Origin of the sequence: Nocardia rhizosphaerae, from assembly GCF_042650365.1 — a bacterium.
GTDB classification, from domain to species: Bacteria; Actinomycetota; Actinomycetes; order Mycobacteriales; family Mycobacteriaceae; genus Nocardia; species Nocardia rhizosphaerae.
Map to the genome: position 1 here is coordinate 858,662 of NZ_JBHSBA010000003.1, position 14,493 is coordinate 873,154.

Here is a 14,493-nt window from a genome sequence, read left to right on the forward strand (position 1 = left end):
TCGTGCGGCCTGGCCCGACCGGTCGCGGTTCCAGTTCCGCTGGAAGCGTGGCCCGGCTGCTCGGATGGTGTGGGTGGTCCGCCTGCTTCGGCGCACCGCACCGGCCGGGCTGCCCACACCCATTGACCGTGCTGCCAAGGAGGTCCGCGTGCTGCCCGACGCGGTACGAACTCAACTCGCCGATGAACTGGCCGATGCCGAGGAGAAGCGTGTCGCTGTGGCGCCGCTCGTCGACCGGTATCCCGAGATCGATGTGGTCGACGCCTACGAGATCCAATTGCTCAATATCCAGCGCCGGTTGAAGGCGGGCGCGAAGGTGGTCGGGCACAAGGTGGGGCTGTCGTCGAAGGCGATGCAGCAGATGATGGGCGTCGACGAGCCCGATTACGGTCATCTGCTGGCCGAGATGGAAGTGTTCGAGAACGTCCCGGTCGACACCTCGAAGTATCTCTTGCCGCGGGTCGAGGTCGAGGTCGGGTTCGTGCTCGGCGCCGATCTGCCCGGCGCGGACTGCACCGAGGCCGATGTGCTGGCCGCGACCGTGGCCTATGCGCCCTCGATCGAGCTGATCGATTCCAGGATCGAGGACTGGAAGATCGCACTGGCCGACACCATCTCCGACAACGCGTCCTCTGCCGGGTTCGTGCTCGGCGAAGGGCGGGTGGCGCCTGCCGATATCGATATCAAGGCCATCGATGCCGTGCTCACCCGCAACGGTGAGGTGATCGCGCAGGGCCGCAGTGACGCGGTGCTCGGTGATCCGGTGATCGCGGTGGCGTGGCTGGCGCGCAAGGTCGCCACCTTCGGGGTGCGGTTGCGTGCCGGCGACATCGTGCTGCCCGGTTCCTGCACCCGCGCCATCGACGCCCGCCCCGGTGACGACTTCCACGCCGAGTTCACCGGACTCGGCTCGGTCCGCCTGTCCTTCCGCTGACCCAGATTTCCCTAGGAGTACACCGTGACCAGCAAAGTCACCGCCGCGATCGTGGGGTCCGGCAATATCAGTACCGATCTGCTCTACAAGCTGCTGCGCTCGGACAAGATCGAGCCGCGCTGGATGATCGGCATCGACCCGGAATCGGAGGGGCTGAAGCGGGCGGCCGGGCTCGGGCTGGAAACCTCGGCCGAGGGCGCGGACTGGCTGCTCGCCCTCGACGAGAAGCCGGATCTGCTGTTCGAGGCCACCTCCGCCTACGTGCATCGCGCCTACGCGCCGAAATACGAGGCAGCGGGTATCCGGGCCGTGGATCTCACCCCCGCCGCGGTCGGGCCCGCGGTGATCCCGCCGGTGAACTTGGACTCTTTGCGCGACGCCCCGAACGTCAACATGATCACCTGCGGTGGCCAGGCCACCATCCCCATGGTCGCGGCAGTATCGCGTGTCGTGCCCGTGGCCTACGCCGAGATCGTGGCCTCGGTGTCCTCGGTCTCGGCCGGGCCAGGCACCCGCGCCAACATCGACGAGTTCACCAAGACCACCTCCAAAGGTGTCGAGACCATCGGCGGCGCCAAGCGCGGCAAAGCCATCATCATCCTGAACCCGGCCGAACCACCGATGATCATGCGCGACACCATTTTCTGCGCGATCCCAGAAGACGCCGACCGCGACGCCATCGCCGCGAGCATCTTCGCCATGGAGAAATCCATCCAGGAATACGTGCCCGGCTACCGGCTGCTCAACGACCCGCAATTCGACGACCCGTCGGTGATCTCCGGAGGCATGGCCAAAGTCTCGATCTTCGTCGAGGTCGAGGGCGCAGGCGACTTCCTGCCGCCCTACGCGGGCAACCTCGACATCATGACCGCCGCCGCGACCCGCGTCGGTGAGGTTGTCGCCGACCAGATCATCTCGGCTCGGGTGTAAGGAGTTCCATCAATGAGCAATATCCTGAAGCCCTTCTCGGGCCAACTCGACGTGCGCGTCACCGACACCTCGCTGCGGGACGGCTCGCATCACAAGCGCCACCAGTTCACCGTGGACGAGGTGCGCAGTATTGTTGCCGCTCTCGACAGTTCGGGCGTTCCGGTCATCGAAGTCACTCACGGTGACGGCCTCGGTGGCTCCTCGTTCAACTACGGTTTCTCCAAAACCCCCGAGCAGGACCTGATCAAGGTCGCCGCGGAAACCGCGAAGCAGGCCAAGATCGCCTTCCTCATGCTGCCCGGCGTAGGCGTCAAGGAAGACATCAAGATCTCCCAAGACAACGGCGGCAGCATCTGCCGCATCGCCACCCACTGCACCGAAGCCGATGTCTCGATTCAGCACTTCGGACTCGCCCGCGAACTCGGCCTGGAAACCGTCGGCTTCCTCATGATGGCCCACTCCACCACCCCGGAGAACCTGGCCAAGCAGGCCCGCATCATGGCCGACGCGGGCTGCCAATGTGTCTATGTCGTCGATTCGGCGGGCGCCCTTGTGCTCGAACAGGTTTCAGACCGCGTCTCGGCCCTGGTCGCCGAACTCGGCGACGACGCCCAGGTCGGCTTCCACGGCCACGAGAATCTGGGCCTCGCCGTGGCGAACTCGGTCTACGCGGTGCGCGCGGGCGCCACCCAGATCGACGGCTCCGCGCGCCGCTTCGGCGCCGGCGCGGGCAACCTCCCTGTCGAAGCCTTCATCGGCGTCTGCGACAAGCTCGGGATAAAGACCGGCGTCGACTTCTTCGCGGTGACCGACGCCGCCGAAGACGTGGTCCGCCCCGCCATGCCCGCCGAATGCCTCCTCGACCGCCAGGCTCTCATGATGGGCTACGCCGGCGTCTATTCCAGTTTCCTGCGCCACGCCGAACGCCAAGCCGAACGCTACGGCGTCTCCGCCGCCGAAATGCTCGTCCGCGCAGGCCAACGCAAACTCGTCGGCGGCCAAGAAGACCAACTCATCGACATCGCCCTCGAACTCCAGCGCGAACCCTAACCCCCCGCCATATCGGCAGGTGGACACTTGATCACCACGCTCTGGTGGCGGTATCGGCCCGAGAACGGCGCGCCACCAGAGCGTGGTGATCAACTGTCCGCCTGGGAAAATCGCTGGACGGGGGGGATATAAGTGGGGGATGAGTGGAAGCGGGATGGGCACCTTGTTCGGTGGCGGCGAGATCGGGGCTCGGATCGAGCGGGCGGAGGCCGATGCCATTGTCGGGGCGGTGCTGGCGGCGAAAGGGCGGGGCGTCAGTGGCTTCGTTCGGGAGTTCGGGGGCGGGGCCGCTTGTTTCGCGGAGCCGGGGTCGCCGTTGAACAAGGTCGTCGGGGTCGGGTTCGGTGGAATTCCGTCCACGGAGGAGTGGGACGACGTAGAGGCGGCGTATGCGGCGGTGGGGGTGCCGGTGCAGGTCGAATTGGCGCATGTGGCGGATCCGCGGATCGGGGCGGAGCTCACCGGGCGTGGATACCGGCTCATGTCGTTCGAGGACGTGCTCGAAACGGAACTCGCCGGGCGCGCCTGGGCGGCGCCGCTCGGCGTGGAAGTTCGGCGGGTCGACGAGGACGGTTTCGACACCTGGCTGGATGTCGCCGTTGACGGCTTCGCCCATCCCGACGAGGACGGGCTCCCCGCGCACGAGGAATTCCCTCGCGAGTCGCTCGCCGCGGTCATGCGAGACGTGGCTTCCGGCAACGACACCCGGATCTATGTCGCCTACCGCGACGGCGTACCGGTCGGCGCGGCGAACATGCGCGTCGCCGACGGCCTGGCGTCGCTCGGGGGCGCGTCGACGTTGGTCGCCCACCGCCGCCACGGTGTCCAGACCGCCCTGCTGTCCACCCGCCTGACCGAAGCCGTAGCGGAAGGCTGCGACCTCGCGATCGTCACCACCCAGCCCGGTTCCAAGTCCCAGCGAAACGCCAAGGGCCGCGGCTTCTCCCTCCTCTACACCCGCGCGGTCCTCGTCAAAGAGGTGTGACAATCGGCAGCCCACGCTCAGCCGCGGTACGCCATCGCACCCCGATTGTGGCGCGGCGATACGGCGGCGACCGGTTCCAGCGCCCGTCGCTCCACGCCGGCGAGTCGACGTTTCAGTTACCGAGCGGCTGAGCGGAGCTCTGGCAATCGGTTGCTGTGCGAGCCATGGCCCACCTGGCGATGCGCAGGCCAGGGCCGTAGACGGTTGTGCAGGCCTGCCACCGAGAGGCGCCCGATCGCCGGAACCGGGCTGTGGCGCACAACGGCTGGGCCGCGCGGTAGCCGAATCAGTCTGCCCCGCAGGTGGTCTCGAACGCTCCCCAACCGGCACCGGATCGCCGGCAACTCGGTAGTGTCCGCGAGCAGCGAGCCGAGCATCACGGGCGAGGTGGCTGTGTCGGGCGTATCCGCTGCCCATCGTGGGCCGTGGCGCCGCATCGTCAACAGCGAGTCGCCGCACAGCGTCCGATGGGCGCGCGGACACACGAAGGCCCCGTTCGCCGGGACGAACGGGGCTTTCGAAACTCACAACCAGGTGTCGAGGCTGGTCGTCGTGAGAAAATGGTCCAGATCAGCGCGCCAGGGCGCGGGCGTGGTCTTGTCCGGTTCGATGCCGGTGTACTGGCCGCGGTAGAAGAGCAGCGGGCGCCCGTTGGTGGTCGCCGATTCCGCGAGCGACCGCACGCGGCCGATGACGATGTAGTGGTCACCGCCGTCGACCACCGAGTCGACGGTGCATTCGATGGTGGCCAGTGAATCGGCGAGCACCGGAACCCCGAGGTCGGAGGTGTGCCAGGAGACTCCGGCGAACTTGTCCGGTTCGCGGGAGCCGAAACGCGCGCAGGTCGGCTGCTGTTCTTCGGCCAGCACATTCACACAGAACTTGCCCGCCGCCTCGATCGCCGCCCAGGAGCGCGAGCCCTTGGTCGGGCAGAACAGCACCAGCGGCGGGTCGAGGGAAAGGGCGGCGAAGGACTGACAGGCGAACCCGATCGGTTGTCCTTCGGGGTCGAGCGCGGTGATCACGGTGATGCCGGTGCAGAACTGCCCGAGCACGTTACGGAATTGCCGGCCGTCGATCGCCGGTGTCTGTTCGGTCATGTCCGTCGCCGCCGTTCCTAGTCCTGCTTGAATCCGACGGAGAAGTCGTGACCCCACAGGCTGACCGCGGTCGATTCGCGGGCCACCCAGTCGTCGTCATCGACTTCCAGTCCTTCGCAGCCGAATTCGATGTCGAATCCGCCCGGCGTCTTCATGTAGAACGACAGCATCTTGTCGTTGATATGCCTGCCGAGGGTGGCCGACATCTTCACCTTCTTGCGGTACGCCCGGTCCAGGCAGAGGCCGACGTCGTCGGAGTTCTCCACCTCGACCATCAGGTGCACGATACCGGTCGGGTTGGGCAGCGGCAGGAACGCCAGCGCGTGATGGCGCGGGTTGCAACCGTAGAAGCGCAGCCAGGCCGGGTCGCCGTCGGCGGGACGGCCGACCATCTGCGGGGGCAAACGCATGGAGTCGCGCAGCCGGAAGCCGAGCACGTCCTGGTAGAACGCTTGCGCGGCGGCGTCATCGGTGCAGGTGAGCACCACGTGGCCGAGACCCTGTTCGGCGGTGACGAACTTGTGCCCGTAGGGGCTCACGAAGCGGCGGCCCAGATACTGCGCGCCGTAGAACGCCTCCAGGGTGTTCCCGGACGGATCCTGGAACCGGATCATGCCCTCGACGCGGCGCTCGCCCAGTTCCTCCTTGGTGCCCTCGACGAAAGCGACTCCGGCCTTGTCCAGGGTCTCGCGCAACTGCTGCAGGCCGCGCGCGTCGGTGACCTCCCAGCCCGAGACCAGCAGCCGGTCCCGCTCGCCGGGGACGATCACCAGGCGCGCGGCGAAATCGTCCATCCGCAGGTAGAGCGCGTCGGGATCGTTCCCGCTGCCCTCCATCATGCCGAGCACCTTGAGGCCGTACTCGCGCCAGGCCGCCATGTCGGTGGCCTCGATGCGCATGTAGCCGAGGGCGCGAACGCTCATTGCTTCTCCCCGAGGAAATCGAGTGTGAGCCGGTTGAATTCGTCGAACTTCTCCAGCTGCGCCCAGTGCCCGCAGCCGCCGAACACATGCAGCTGCACCCGCGGGATGACCTTGGTGGCCACCAGCGCGCCGTCGAGCGGGTTGACCCGGTCCTCGCGACCCCAGATCAGCAGCACCGGCTGACGCAGCTTGTACGCGTCACGCCACAGCATGCCCTTCTCGAAGTCGGCGCCCGCGAACGACTTGCCCATCGCCCTTACCGCGGCAAGCGATTCCGGCGTGCTGGCCAAAGCGAACCGTTCGTCGATCAGTTCCTCGGTGATCAGCGACTGGTCGAAGACCATGATCCGCAGGAACTTCTCCAGGTTCTCCCTGGTCGGCGCGTAGCTGAACGCGGAGAGCAGCTTGACGCCCTCGGTCGGATCGGGCGCGAACAGGTTGGTGCTCAGCCCACCGGGGCCCATCAGCACGAGCTTGCCCGCGCGCTTGGGATTGTCCAGGGCGAAGCGCACCGAGGTGCCGCCGCCGAGCGAATTGCCGAGCAGGTGCACCCGGTCGGTGATCTGGAGGTGGTCCAGCAGGGCGAGCAGCGCGGTGGACGCGTGCACGAAGTACTGCGGGTGGTCGACCGGCTTGTCGGACTTGCCGAAACCGGGCTGGTCGAGCGCGATCACATGGAAGTTCTGCGCCAGCACCGGGATATTGCGCGCGAAGTTCGACCACGCCGAGGCGCCGGGCCCGCCGCCGTGCAGCAGCACGATGGTCGGGCCGTTGCCGACGCCCGCCTCGTGGTAGTGCAGCTTCAGCTCGGGGGTGACCTGCGCGTAGCGGGAGGTCGATGCGTAGGTGAGTTCAGCGGTCTGAGTCATCGGCTACACCATGGCGTCGGTGACGGGCAGACCGAACTCGTGCGTGCCGTACATGACGTAGGCGCGCTCGGGATCGTTGGCCGCGTGCACCCGGCCCGCGTGCGCGTCACGCCAGAAGCGCTGCAGCGGCGTGCCGTTGGCCAGGGCGGTCGCGCCGGAGGACTCGAAGAGCTTGTCGATCGAGGCGATCACCCTGCCGGTGGCGCGGACCTGGTCGCGGCGGGCGCGCACGCGCAGATCGAACGGGATCTCCTGACCAGCCCGCAGCAGCGCGTACTCCTCGGCGACGTTGCCGGAGAGCTGACGCCACGCGGCGTCGATATCGCTGGCGGCCTCGGCGACGCGCACCTTGGCGAACGGGTCGTCCTTGGCGTTCTCGCCCGCGTAGGCCGCGCGCACGCGCTTGCCCTGGTGCTCGACGTGGGCCTCGTAGGCGCCGTAGCCCATGCCGACGATCGGCGTGGAGATGGTGGTGGGGTGGATGGTGCCCCACGGCATCTTGTAGACGGGGTCGGTGTTCTGCGCGAGGCCGGGCGCGCGGCCCTCGCTCATCGCGCGGAAGCTCAGGAAGCGGTGCGAGGGGACGAAGACGTCCTCGACGACCACGGTGTTGGAGCCGGTGCCGCGCAGGCCGACCACGTTCCACACGTCGTCGATGCGGTAGTCCGAGCGCGGGATCAGGAAGGAGCCGAAGTCGACCGGCTTGCCGTTCTTGATCACCGGACCGCCGAGCACCGCCCAGGTGGCGTGATCGGAGCCGGAGGACCAGGCCCACGAGCCGCGCACGAGATAGCCACCGTCGACGACTTGGCCCGCGCCCATCGGCGCGTACGACGAGGAGATCCGCACATCGGTGTCCTCGCCCCAGACATCGTCCTGGGCCTGCTGGTCGAACAGTGCGAGGTGCCAGTTGTGCACGCCGATGATGCCGGCCACCCAGCCGGTGGAGCCACAGGCGCTGGCGATCTTGCGGACGGTGTCGTAGAAGACGACCGGGTCGGCGGCGTGGCCGCCCCACTGGGTGGGCTGGAGCAGCCGGAAGAAGCCGGTCTCCTGCAGTGCCTTCATGGATTCGTCGGGAATGCGGCGCAGGTCCTCGGCCTCCTGCGCGCGTTCACGCAGTGTCGGCAGCAGTGCCTCGACCCGTTCGGTCACTTCTTGCGTCATTTCGGAGCCCGCTCCTGCCTGTGTGTCGGATCGACAACCGGTTCTTGTTCGTCTCTGAGACTAGAACACGTTCTCATTTCTGTCGAGAAGATCGCTCTACCTCGGATATAACAAAGGCGGGGAGCGAAGTTCGCTGGACAGCTGGCGTGAAGCGGCCTCGTTTTGTAACGTGTTCTAGTGAACAAGGAGGGTTCGGGATGGCAGTCAACCCCAAGGTGAGGGAACTCGACGTCGGCACGGCGCCGACGAGGTTCGCGCGCGGCTGGCACTGCGTCGGCCTCGCGAAGACATTTCGCGACGGCAAGCCGCACGCGGTCGAGATCTTCGGGACCAAGCTGGTGGTCTGGACCGACACCAACGACGAGATCCGGGTGCTCGACGCCTACTGCAGGCATATGGGCGGCGACCTGAGCATGGGCACGGTGAAGGGCGACGATATCGCCTGCCCGTTCCACGACTGGCGGTGGGGTGCCAGCGGCAAATGCACCGCGATTCCGTACGGCCGCCGGGTGCCGCCGTTGGCGCGCACCAGGAGATGGACGACGCTCGAGCGCAACGGTCAGCTGTTCATCTGGCACGACCACGAGGGCAACGAACCGCCGCCGGAGGTCACGATCCCGCACATCGAGGACGTGTATACCGACGCCGACGGGAATCCGAGCGAGACCCACGACAGCGGCTGGACCGACTGGACCTGGAACTCGCTGCTGATCGAGGGCGCCAACTGCCGCGAGATCATCGACAACGTCGTGGACATGGCGCACTTCTTCTACATCCACTACGCCTTCCCGACGTACTTCAAGAACGTCTTCGAAGGCCATGTGGCCACGCAGTTCCTCGAGACCAAGGGCCGTCCCGACGTGGGCATGGCGGCCAAGCAGTCCGGCGAACTGCTGCTGAAGTCGGAGGCCTCGTACTTCGGCCCGTCCTACATGATCAACCCGCTGCTCAACATCTACAGCGGGTACGAGATGAAGGTCGTGCTGATCAACTGCCACTACCCGGTCAGCCAGGACTCGTTCGTGCTGCAGTGGGGCCTGACCGTCGAGAAGCCCAAGGGCATCGACGACGAGACCGCCACCAAACTGGCGCAGACGATGACCACCTTCTTCGGTGACGGCTTCCTGCAGGACGTGGAGATCTGGAAGCACAAGTCCAAGGTCGAGAACCCGCTGCTGTGCGAGGAGGACGGCCCGGTCTACCAGCTGCGCCGCTGGTACGAGCAGTTCTACGTCGACGTCGCCGACGTGACCGACAAGATGACCCAGCGCTTCGAGTTCGAGGTCGACACGACCAAGGCGAACGAGGCATGGGAGGCCGAGGTGGCGGAGAACCTGCGCCGCAAGGCCGAGGCCGAGGAAGCGGGCGTGTAGCCATGTCACCGGGGCCTGGCAGTCCACGTAGTGTGCCGGAGACGAAGCAGCGCGCGGCTATTTCACCCACCTGGGCCAAGGCACCGGACTTCGCCGATCAGCCCGCGCGGCAGGCCGCGGTGCGGGCCCAGACCACGGTCGACAAGCAGCACTATCTGGATTCAGGCCTGACACCGCTGCGGTGTCAGGCCTGCTCCGCCGAGGTGCTGGTGCGCAAGTCCAGCGCGCACCAGACTTCGGTGCAGTGGACCGAACCGCCCGCGACCCGGTGTCCGGTCTTCGCCGAACTCCAAGCGAAGAACCCACGCCCTGGACGGCCGGAATCGTGTCCTTCGCTGGAGAGATCGATCAAATGGGCGGTCGACGAGGGTGTGCTCGAGATTCCCGAATAGCGGGCCAAGACCTGTCCGGACCACGCCGGGCAGGTCTCAGGCCGGATCGGCGTCTGCCAGAGACCGCCGAGGGCGTGATCCTGATCGATGCGAATCTGCTGGTCTCCGACGCAGCCGCGCTCGCGGCCCGGCTGGCCGCGCCGCACAAACCGCTGCTCGCGGCGTTCGTCACCCATCCCCATCCCGACCATTTCACCGGGCTGCCGTACGTGGTACCCGAGGACGTCCCGGTGTACGCCACGGCCACGGTGGCGAAGGTGATCGAGGAGACCGCGGTCGCCAAGCGCGAACAGTGGGTCCGAACTACGGGGACGAGTGGCCGGACCGGTATCGGGTACCCGATCAGCTGGTCGACAGCGGCGCGACCGACGAGCTCGGCGGCCTGCGCATCACGGTGCGTGAGGTGGGCAGGGCCGAGAGCGACGCGGACTGCTACCTGCTGGTCGAGGCGGGCGAGCGCGCGGTCGCCTTCATCGGCGACCTCGCCTTCGGCGGCACGCATTCGTATCTGAGCGATGGGCACTCCGGTGACAGGCTGGCCGCGCTCGAGCTGCTCGGCACCGATCTGGCCGGGCTCGCGCTGTATCCGGGGCACGGACCGGTCGGCGATGCGGGCCCGCTGCTCGACCAGCGCAAGTATCTGCTGATGTACCGGGAAGTGGTCGAGCGGGTTGCCTCCGGTGCGTCCCAGCTCGACGAGGCGGGCAAAGCCGAACTGACCGAACGGATGTCGGCCTTCCTGCCCGGCGCTGCGCTCGACTGGCTGGTGGCGCTCGGCGCCGACCCGGTGGCCGCGGAGCTGGCCGAACTCAGCTGAACGGGGTGCGCGGGCGGTCCTGGCGGACGCCGTCGAGGTAGATGTCGACCTTTTCGTTGTAGAAGCACGCCAGGCCGGCGATCTTCTGGCTCTCGGGCAGCGGTGTGCGGTAGATCCACACGATGTCGCGGTGTTCCTTGCCGTCCAGCCGCACGTGCCAGTAGTCGGCGGTGCCCTTGTACGGGCAGCTGGTGTGCGTGTCGGACGGAGTGAGCAGGTCCGTTCGGACATCGGGTAGCGGCAGGTAATATCGTGCGGGCAAACCGGTTTCGAACAGGATGCGGGGGGAAGAGGAATCGGCGACGGTGACGCCGTCGATCTCCACGCGCACATTCCGCGAGGAGCCGAGGATGTCGACCCTGGAGTACGGATCGCGCGGATGGACGATGATCGGCTCGTCCTCCTCGAACCAATCGAAAGCCGCGAAGTCCAGGCGCACCGCGTCTTTCAGGTCGGGCAGCGGGGAGTCGAGATAGCGTAGCGCCGCGCCGTCGGCACGTGCCCCGTCGACGGCGACGTCGTAGCCGGTGCCCTCGCCCCGGCTGGGGGAGTGCTCGTCGGCGCCGTTGGGTTCCAGGTCCGCGAGGACATCGGTAAGTGGTACGTAGTAGGTGGGGTAGTAGGGAAGTTCCCACACCAGCAAGGGCCGCAGCGTATCGGCCACCAGCCGACCGCCGAGGTAGACGCGCACCCGCTTCTGGCCGCTTTCGGTCCTGACCCGGCCACGCTTGTCGTCGCTCATGATCTCGACGCTACGCCGGTGGGGTGACAAGCCGTCCTGCCCGACCCGGACTGTGCCGTGCCCGTAGTGCGGTGATGATATCGACGCCACCCGGTGATGCCAGGCGGTTCGGCGGGACGAGCCGGGCGCCGACGGTGCGGGCGCCGCCGTGGGTCGACGAGGCGGTGCGACGGAATGGTCAGTCGCCGACCGTGATCGCTTGTGCCTCGTCGACGCTGTGTGGCGCCGGGTTGTGGTCGTCGAGGTGAGCCAGTGCACGACGGCCGGCGAACAGCACCGCGACAGCCGCAGCGGTGCAGGCGGCGCCGAGCCAGAACGGCAGTGCGATGCTGTGCTCGCCGAGCTTGCCCGCGATCCAGGGCGCCGCGGCGCCACCGGAGAACCGGACGAAGCTGTAGGCGGCCGAGGCGGTGGACCGCTCGACCGGCGCGGAGATCATCACGGCTTCGGTGATCAGCGTGTTGTTCACACCGAGGAACAAGCCGGCGACGACGACGCCGACGATCAGCACGATCTTGTGCTCGGCGAACAGCCCCATCACCGCGAGGTCGGCGGCGAACAGGCCGAGCGAGAGCCCCATCATCGGCAGGCTCCCGAAGCGCCGCTGCAACTTCGGCGCGAAGAACACCGAGGCCACCGCGAGCAGGATGCCCCAGCCACAGAAGATGAAGCCGATCGCGTAGGTGCCCATGTCCAGCGGGAACGGGGTGTAGGCGAGCAGCGTGAAGAAGCCGAAGTTGTAGAGCAGCGCGGTGAGACTGACGGTGAGCAGACCGCGGTGCCGCAGGGCCTTGAAGGGCGCGGTGATCGAGGTGGGTTGGGAAGGCTTGGGCAGCTCGGGCAGTAAGACGACGACCGCGACGAAGGCGATGGTCATCAGCACCGAGACCCCGAAGAACGGTCCACGCCAGCTGATCCCACCGAGCAGGCCGCCGAGCAGCGGGCCGGTGGCGATACCGATGCCGAGTGCCGCCTCGTACAGGATGATCGCTTTGGCGACGCCGCCGCTGGCCGCGCCGACGATGGTGGCCAGCGCCGTCGCGATGAACAGCGCGTTGCCGAGACCCCAGCCCGCGCGGAAGCCGACGATCTCGCCGATCGTGTTCGACACCCCGGCCAGCCCGGCGAACACGATGATGATCGCCAGGCCGGCGAGCAGCGTCTTCTTCGCGCCGAACCGGCTGGAGATGACGCCGGTGACCAGCATGGCGATGCCGGTGACGGCCATGTAGCTGGTGAACAGCAGCGAGACCTGCGCCGGGCTGGCGTGCAGCTGCTCGCCGATCGGCTTGAGAATGGGGTCGACCAGGCCGATGCCCATGAACGCGATGACACTCGCGAAGGCGACGGCCCAGACCGCCTTGGGCTGGCCGGTGCGGGCGGTGGCGTCGGCGCGGGTCAGCGGCTGGACGCTCATGCCTGCGCCTCGACACTCGGCCGTGGCAGGTTCCGGCATCGGGTTCGTTCGCTGGTGTTGCTCATCTGCGCTCCTTCACTGCGGGCCGCCTGCGACCGCGCGCAGGGTTGTCAGCAGGTCGTTCATCTCTGTGTCGAGCCGGATCAGCCGTTCCAGGGGGAAGTCGCTGAGTCCGGGTGCCGCGGCGGCCGCGAAGGCGCGCCTGGCGGTGTCGAGCCGGGTCCGGCCGGCCGGGGTGAGCTCGACGAGTACCGCGCGGGAGTCCTCTGGATCCTTGGCTCGGGTCGCGAATCCGTCGGTGACGAGCCGTCCGAGCAGCGCCGTCGCCGCCGGTTGGGAACATCGATCGCGCCTGGCGAACTCGCTGACCCGCATGCCGCCGTGTTCGTCGAGCACGGCGAGGGCGCGCAGGACCGCGCGTGGCAGATCGTCGGTGCTCAGCGCACCGGCCAGCCGGGTGAGCCGACCGGCAGTGACCAACAGGTCGACCACGATGTCGTCCGGGGAAGGCTGCTCGGTCTGCTGCACGCCAGTATTATTGCATAAGCTAACTATATAAAACTAGGCAGGCTGAGGCGCCGGGCCCGTGAAACGGCGCACAGCTGGGCCGGTGTACCGCGCTGAGCGTTCACTTTCCCGCCGATCGGTCGCATACGGGACCGATCGAGCGGTAAGTGCATGCTCAGCGCGGTGTGAGCGGGCAGGCCTTATGCGGCGACCGGCCGCTTGCCGGTGCCGAAGAGCTCGGCCGTGGCATGGGCGCGCTTGAAATACAGGTGCGCGTCGTGTTCCCAGGTGATGGCGATGCCGCCGTGCAGCTGGATGGTCTCCGCGGCCACGTGGGAGAAGGCCTCGCTGCAGTGTTTGCGGGCCACGTAGACCTCCTCGGCCGCGGTCGGGCTGTGCTCGGCCAAGGCCTGGGCCGCGGCCAGCGCCGTCGATTCCGCCGACTCCACCAGCACATACATATCGGCCATCCGGTGCTTGAGCGCCTGGAAGCTGCCGATCGGCCTGCCGAACTGCACGCGTGACGCGGTGTACTCCACCGTCATGTCGAGGCAGCGCCGGGCCGCGCCGACCTGCTCGGCGGCCAACGCGGCCCATGCGATGTCGCGCAGGCGGGTACGCAGCGCGACCGGGTCGCCGGTGCCGATGCGGGTGGCCGGGGTATCGGTGAAGGTGATGGCCGCGAGGCTGCGAGTCGGATCGAGGCCGGGTGTCGGGGTGACGGTGACGCCCGCCGCGTCGGCCGCCGTCTCGAACAGCCCGTCGTCGGTGAGCACGAGTAGCAGGTCGGACTGGGCCCCGTGCAGCACGTAATGCGCCGCACCGTTGAGCATCCCGCCGGCCGCGGCGACGCCCGCGGAGTCCCAGCCGGTGGCATCGGCCCAGCACAGTGCGGCCGTGCGCGAGCCGTCGGCCAGATCGGGCAGCAGCCGGGCGCACGCCTCGTCGTCACCGGCGAGCAGGATCGCCTGCGTGCCGAGCACCGCCGACCCGAGCATCGGGACCCCGGCCAGCGTGGCACCCAATTCGCCGACCACCATCAGTGATTCGACCAGTCCGGCGCCCGCACCGCCCCATTCCTCCGGCACCGCCAGCGCCGCGACCCCGACCTGCTCGCACAGCATGGCCCACAGCTTCGGGTCGTACCCGAGCTCGGTGTTCATCGCGGCGCGGACGGCCGCCGCGGTGGCGTGCTTGCTCAACAGCGCGCGCACAGAGGTGCGGAACTCGAGCAGTTCATTCGATGTCATGGGGTTTCCTCGCTCTGGATGTGCGTGCCGGGCCTGC

The 14,493-nt window shown here is 67.7% G+C and carries 15 protein-coding genes and 1 pseudogene; 8 read left to right on the forward strand and 8 right to left on the reverse strand.

The window, feature by feature from the left end; all coding sequences use genetic code 11:
* Positions 1–148: 148 nt before the first annotated feature.
* From ACFOW8_RS05585 to ACFOW8_RS05600, 4 genes are all read left to right on the forward strand, one after another.
* The gene (locus tag ACFOW8_RS05585) at positions 149–934 is read left to right on the forward strand and encodes a 2-keto-4-pentenoate hydratase (protein WP_378548511.1); all 786 of its coding nucleotides are present in this window, start codon (positions 149–151) and stop codon (positions 932–934) included.
* A 24-nt stretch (positions 935–958) separates the two neighbouring features.
* A complete protein-coding gene (locus tag ACFOW8_RS05590) occupies positions 959–1,864 on the forward strand; it encodes an acetaldehyde dehydrogenase (acetylating) (RefSeq protein WP_378546401.1) in 906 nt (301 codons plus the stop codon).
* 12 nt (positions 1,865–1,876) lie between these two features.
* Positions 1,877–2,914 carry a 4-hydroxy-2-oxovalerate aldolase gene (gene dmpG, locus ACFOW8_RS05595; RefSeq protein ID WP_378546404.1) on the forward strand — a complete coding sequence of 346 codons (1,038 nt, stop codon included), beginning with the start codon at positions 1,877–1,879 and terminating at the stop codon, positions 2,912–2,914.
* Positions 2,915–3,077: 163 nt separating this feature from the next.
* Positions 3,078–3,899 carry a GNAT family N-acetyltransferase gene (locus ACFOW8_RS05600; protein WP_378548514.1) on the forward strand — a complete coding sequence of 274 codons (822 nt, stop codon included), beginning with the start codon at positions 3,078–3,080 and terminating at the stop codon, positions 3,897–3,899.
* A 524-nt stretch (positions 3,900–4,423) separates the two neighbouring features.
* Here ACFOW8_RS05600 and hsaB read toward each other — a convergent pair.
* Genes hsaB through hsaA form a run of 4 tightly spaced genes read right to left on the reverse strand, consistent with a single transcriptional unit; the run spans position 4,424 to position 7,958 of the window.
* Positions 4,424–4,999: a 3-hydroxy-9,10-secoandrosta-1,3,5(10)-triene-9,17-dione monooxygenase reductase subunit gene (hsaB, locus tag ACFOW8_RS05605; RefSeq protein WP_378546407.1), complete on the reverse strand. Its 576-nt coding sequence runs from the start codon at positions 4,997–4,999 to the stop codon at positions 4,424–4,426.
* Positions 5,000–5,016: 17 nt separating this feature from the next.
* A complete protein-coding gene (hsaC, locus tag ACFOW8_RS05610; protein ID WP_378546410.1) occupies positions 5,017–5,922 on the reverse strand; it encodes an iron-dependent extradiol dioxygenase HsaC in 906 nt (301 codons plus the stop codon).
* Complete coding sequence (hsaD, locus tag ACFOW8_RS05615) at positions 5,919–6,791, reverse strand: 4,5:9,10-diseco-3-hydroxy-5,9,17-trioxoandrosta-1(10),2-diene-4-oate hydrolase (RefSeq protein ID WP_378546413.1); 873 nt, start codon at positions 6,789–6,791, stop codon at positions 5,919–5,921. The genes hsaC and hsaD overlap by 4 nt, the downstream gene beginning before the upstream one ends.
* 3 nt (positions 6,792–6,794) lie before the next feature.
* Positions 6,795–7,958 (reverse strand): 3-hydroxy-9,10-secoandrosta-1,3,5(10)-triene-9,17-dione monooxygenase oxygenase subunit, encoded by a 1,164-nt coding sequence (gene hsaA, locus ACFOW8_RS05620; RefSeq protein ID WP_378546417.1) that lies wholly within the window; start codon positions 7,956–7,958, stop codon positions 6,795–6,797.
* A 197-nt stretch (positions 7,959–8,155) separates the two neighbouring features.
* Here hsaA and ACFOW8_RS05625 point away from each other — a divergent pair, with 197 nt between their 5' ends.
* The 4 genes and pseudogenes from ACFOW8_RS05625 (at position 8,156) to ACFOW8_RS05640 (ending at position 10,540) form a co-directional block, all read left to right on the forward strand.
* On the forward strand, positions 8,156–9,331 hold the full coding sequence (locus tag ACFOW8_RS05625; protein WP_378546420.1) for a Rieske 2Fe-2S domain-containing protein: 1,176 nt from the start codon (positions 8,156–8,158) through the stop codon (positions 9,329–9,331).
* 32 nt (positions 9,332–9,363) lie between these two features.
* Positions 9,364–9,723 carry a hypothetical protein gene (locus tag ACFOW8_RS05630; protein ID WP_378546423.1) on the forward strand — a complete coding sequence of 120 codons (360 nt, stop codon included), beginning with the start codon at positions 9,364–9,366 and terminating at the stop codon, positions 9,721–9,723.
* Positions 9,684–9,959, forward strand: a pseudogene (locus tag ACFOW8_RS05635) (MBL fold metallo-hydrolase); the annotation flags it as partial. The gene ACFOW8_RS05630 and the pseudogene ACFOW8_RS05635, both read left to right, overlap by 40 nt.
* Before the next feature lie 56 nt (positions 9,960–10,015).
* Complete coding sequence (locus ACFOW8_RS05640; RefSeq protein WP_378548615.1) at positions 10,016–10,540, forward strand: hypothetical protein; 525 nt, start codon at positions 10,016–10,018, stop codon at positions 10,538–10,540.
* Here the strand turns inward: ACFOW8_RS05640 and ACFOW8_RS05645 are convergent.
* The 4 genes from ACFOW8_RS05645 to ACFOW8_RS05660 form a co-directional block, all read right to left on the reverse strand.
* Positions 10,533–11,282 carry a DUF427 domain-containing protein gene (locus ACFOW8_RS05645; protein WP_378546426.1) on the reverse strand — a complete coding sequence of 250 codons (750 nt, stop codon included), beginning with the start codon at positions 11,280–11,282 and terminating at the stop codon, positions 10,533–10,535. The genes ACFOW8_RS05640 and ACFOW8_RS05645 overlap by 8 nt on opposite strands.
* A gap of 178 nt (positions 11,283–11,460) precedes the next feature.
* On the reverse strand, positions 11,461–12,699 hold the full coding sequence (locus ACFOW8_RS05650) for an MFS transporter (RefSeq protein WP_378546429.1): 1,239 nt from the start codon (positions 12,697–12,699) through the stop codon (positions 11,461–11,463).
* A 75-nt stretch (positions 12,700–12,774) separates the two neighbouring features.
* Positions 12,775–13,227, reverse strand: a complete 453-nt coding sequence (locus ACFOW8_RS05655) for a MarR family winged helix-turn-helix transcriptional regulator (RefSeq protein WP_378546432.1) — start codon at positions 13,225–13,227, stop codon at positions 12,775–12,777.
* A 179-nt stretch (positions 13,228–13,406) separates the two neighbouring features.
* A complete protein-coding gene (locus ACFOW8_RS05660) occupies positions 13,407–14,456 on the reverse strand; it encodes an acyl-CoA dehydrogenase family protein (protein ID WP_378546435.1) in 1,050 nt (349 codons plus the stop codon).
* Between the last annotated feature and the right edge of the window lie 37 nt (positions 14,457–14,493).

What these genes read in the sequence shown, in the direction of transcription:
- dmpG (WP_378546404.1), top strand. Translation starts at nt 1,877, where the DNA reads ATGAGCAATATCCTGAAGCCCTTCTCGGGCCAACTCGACGTGCGCGTC.
- hsaB (WP_378546407.1), bottom strand. Translation starts at nt 4,999, where the DNA reads ATGACCGAACAGACACCGGCGATCGACGGCCGGCAATTCCGTAACGTG.
- hsaC (WP_378546410.1), bottom strand. Translation starts at nt 5,922, where the DNA reads ATGAGCGTTCGCGCCCTCGGCTACATGCGCATCGAGGCCACCGACATG.
- hsaD (WP_378546413.1), bottom strand. Translation starts at nt 6,791, where the DNA reads ATGACTCAGACCGCTGAACTCACCTACGCATCGACCTCCCGCTACGCG.
- hsaA (WP_378546417.1), bottom strand. Translation starts at nt 7,958, where the DNA reads ATGACGCAAGAAGTGACCGAACGGGTCGAGGCACTGCTGCCGACACTG.
- ACFOW8_RS05625 (WP_378546420.1), top strand. Translation starts at nt 8,156, where the DNA reads ATGGCAGTCAACCCCAAGGTGAGGGAACTCGACGTCGGCACGGCGCCG.
- ACFOW8_RS05645 (WP_378546426.1), bottom strand. Translation starts at nt 11,282, where the DNA reads ATGAGCGACGACAAGCGTGGCCGGGTCAGGACCGAAAGCGGCCAGAAG.
- ACFOW8_RS05650 (WP_378546429.1), bottom strand. Translation starts at nt 12,699, where the DNA reads ATGAGCGTCCAGCCGCTGACCCGCGCCGACGCCACCGCCCGCACCGGC.
- ACFOW8_RS05660 (WP_378546435.1), bottom strand. Translation starts at nt 14,456, where the DNA reads ATGACATCGAATGAACTGCTCGAGTTCCGCACCTCTGTGCGCGCGCTG.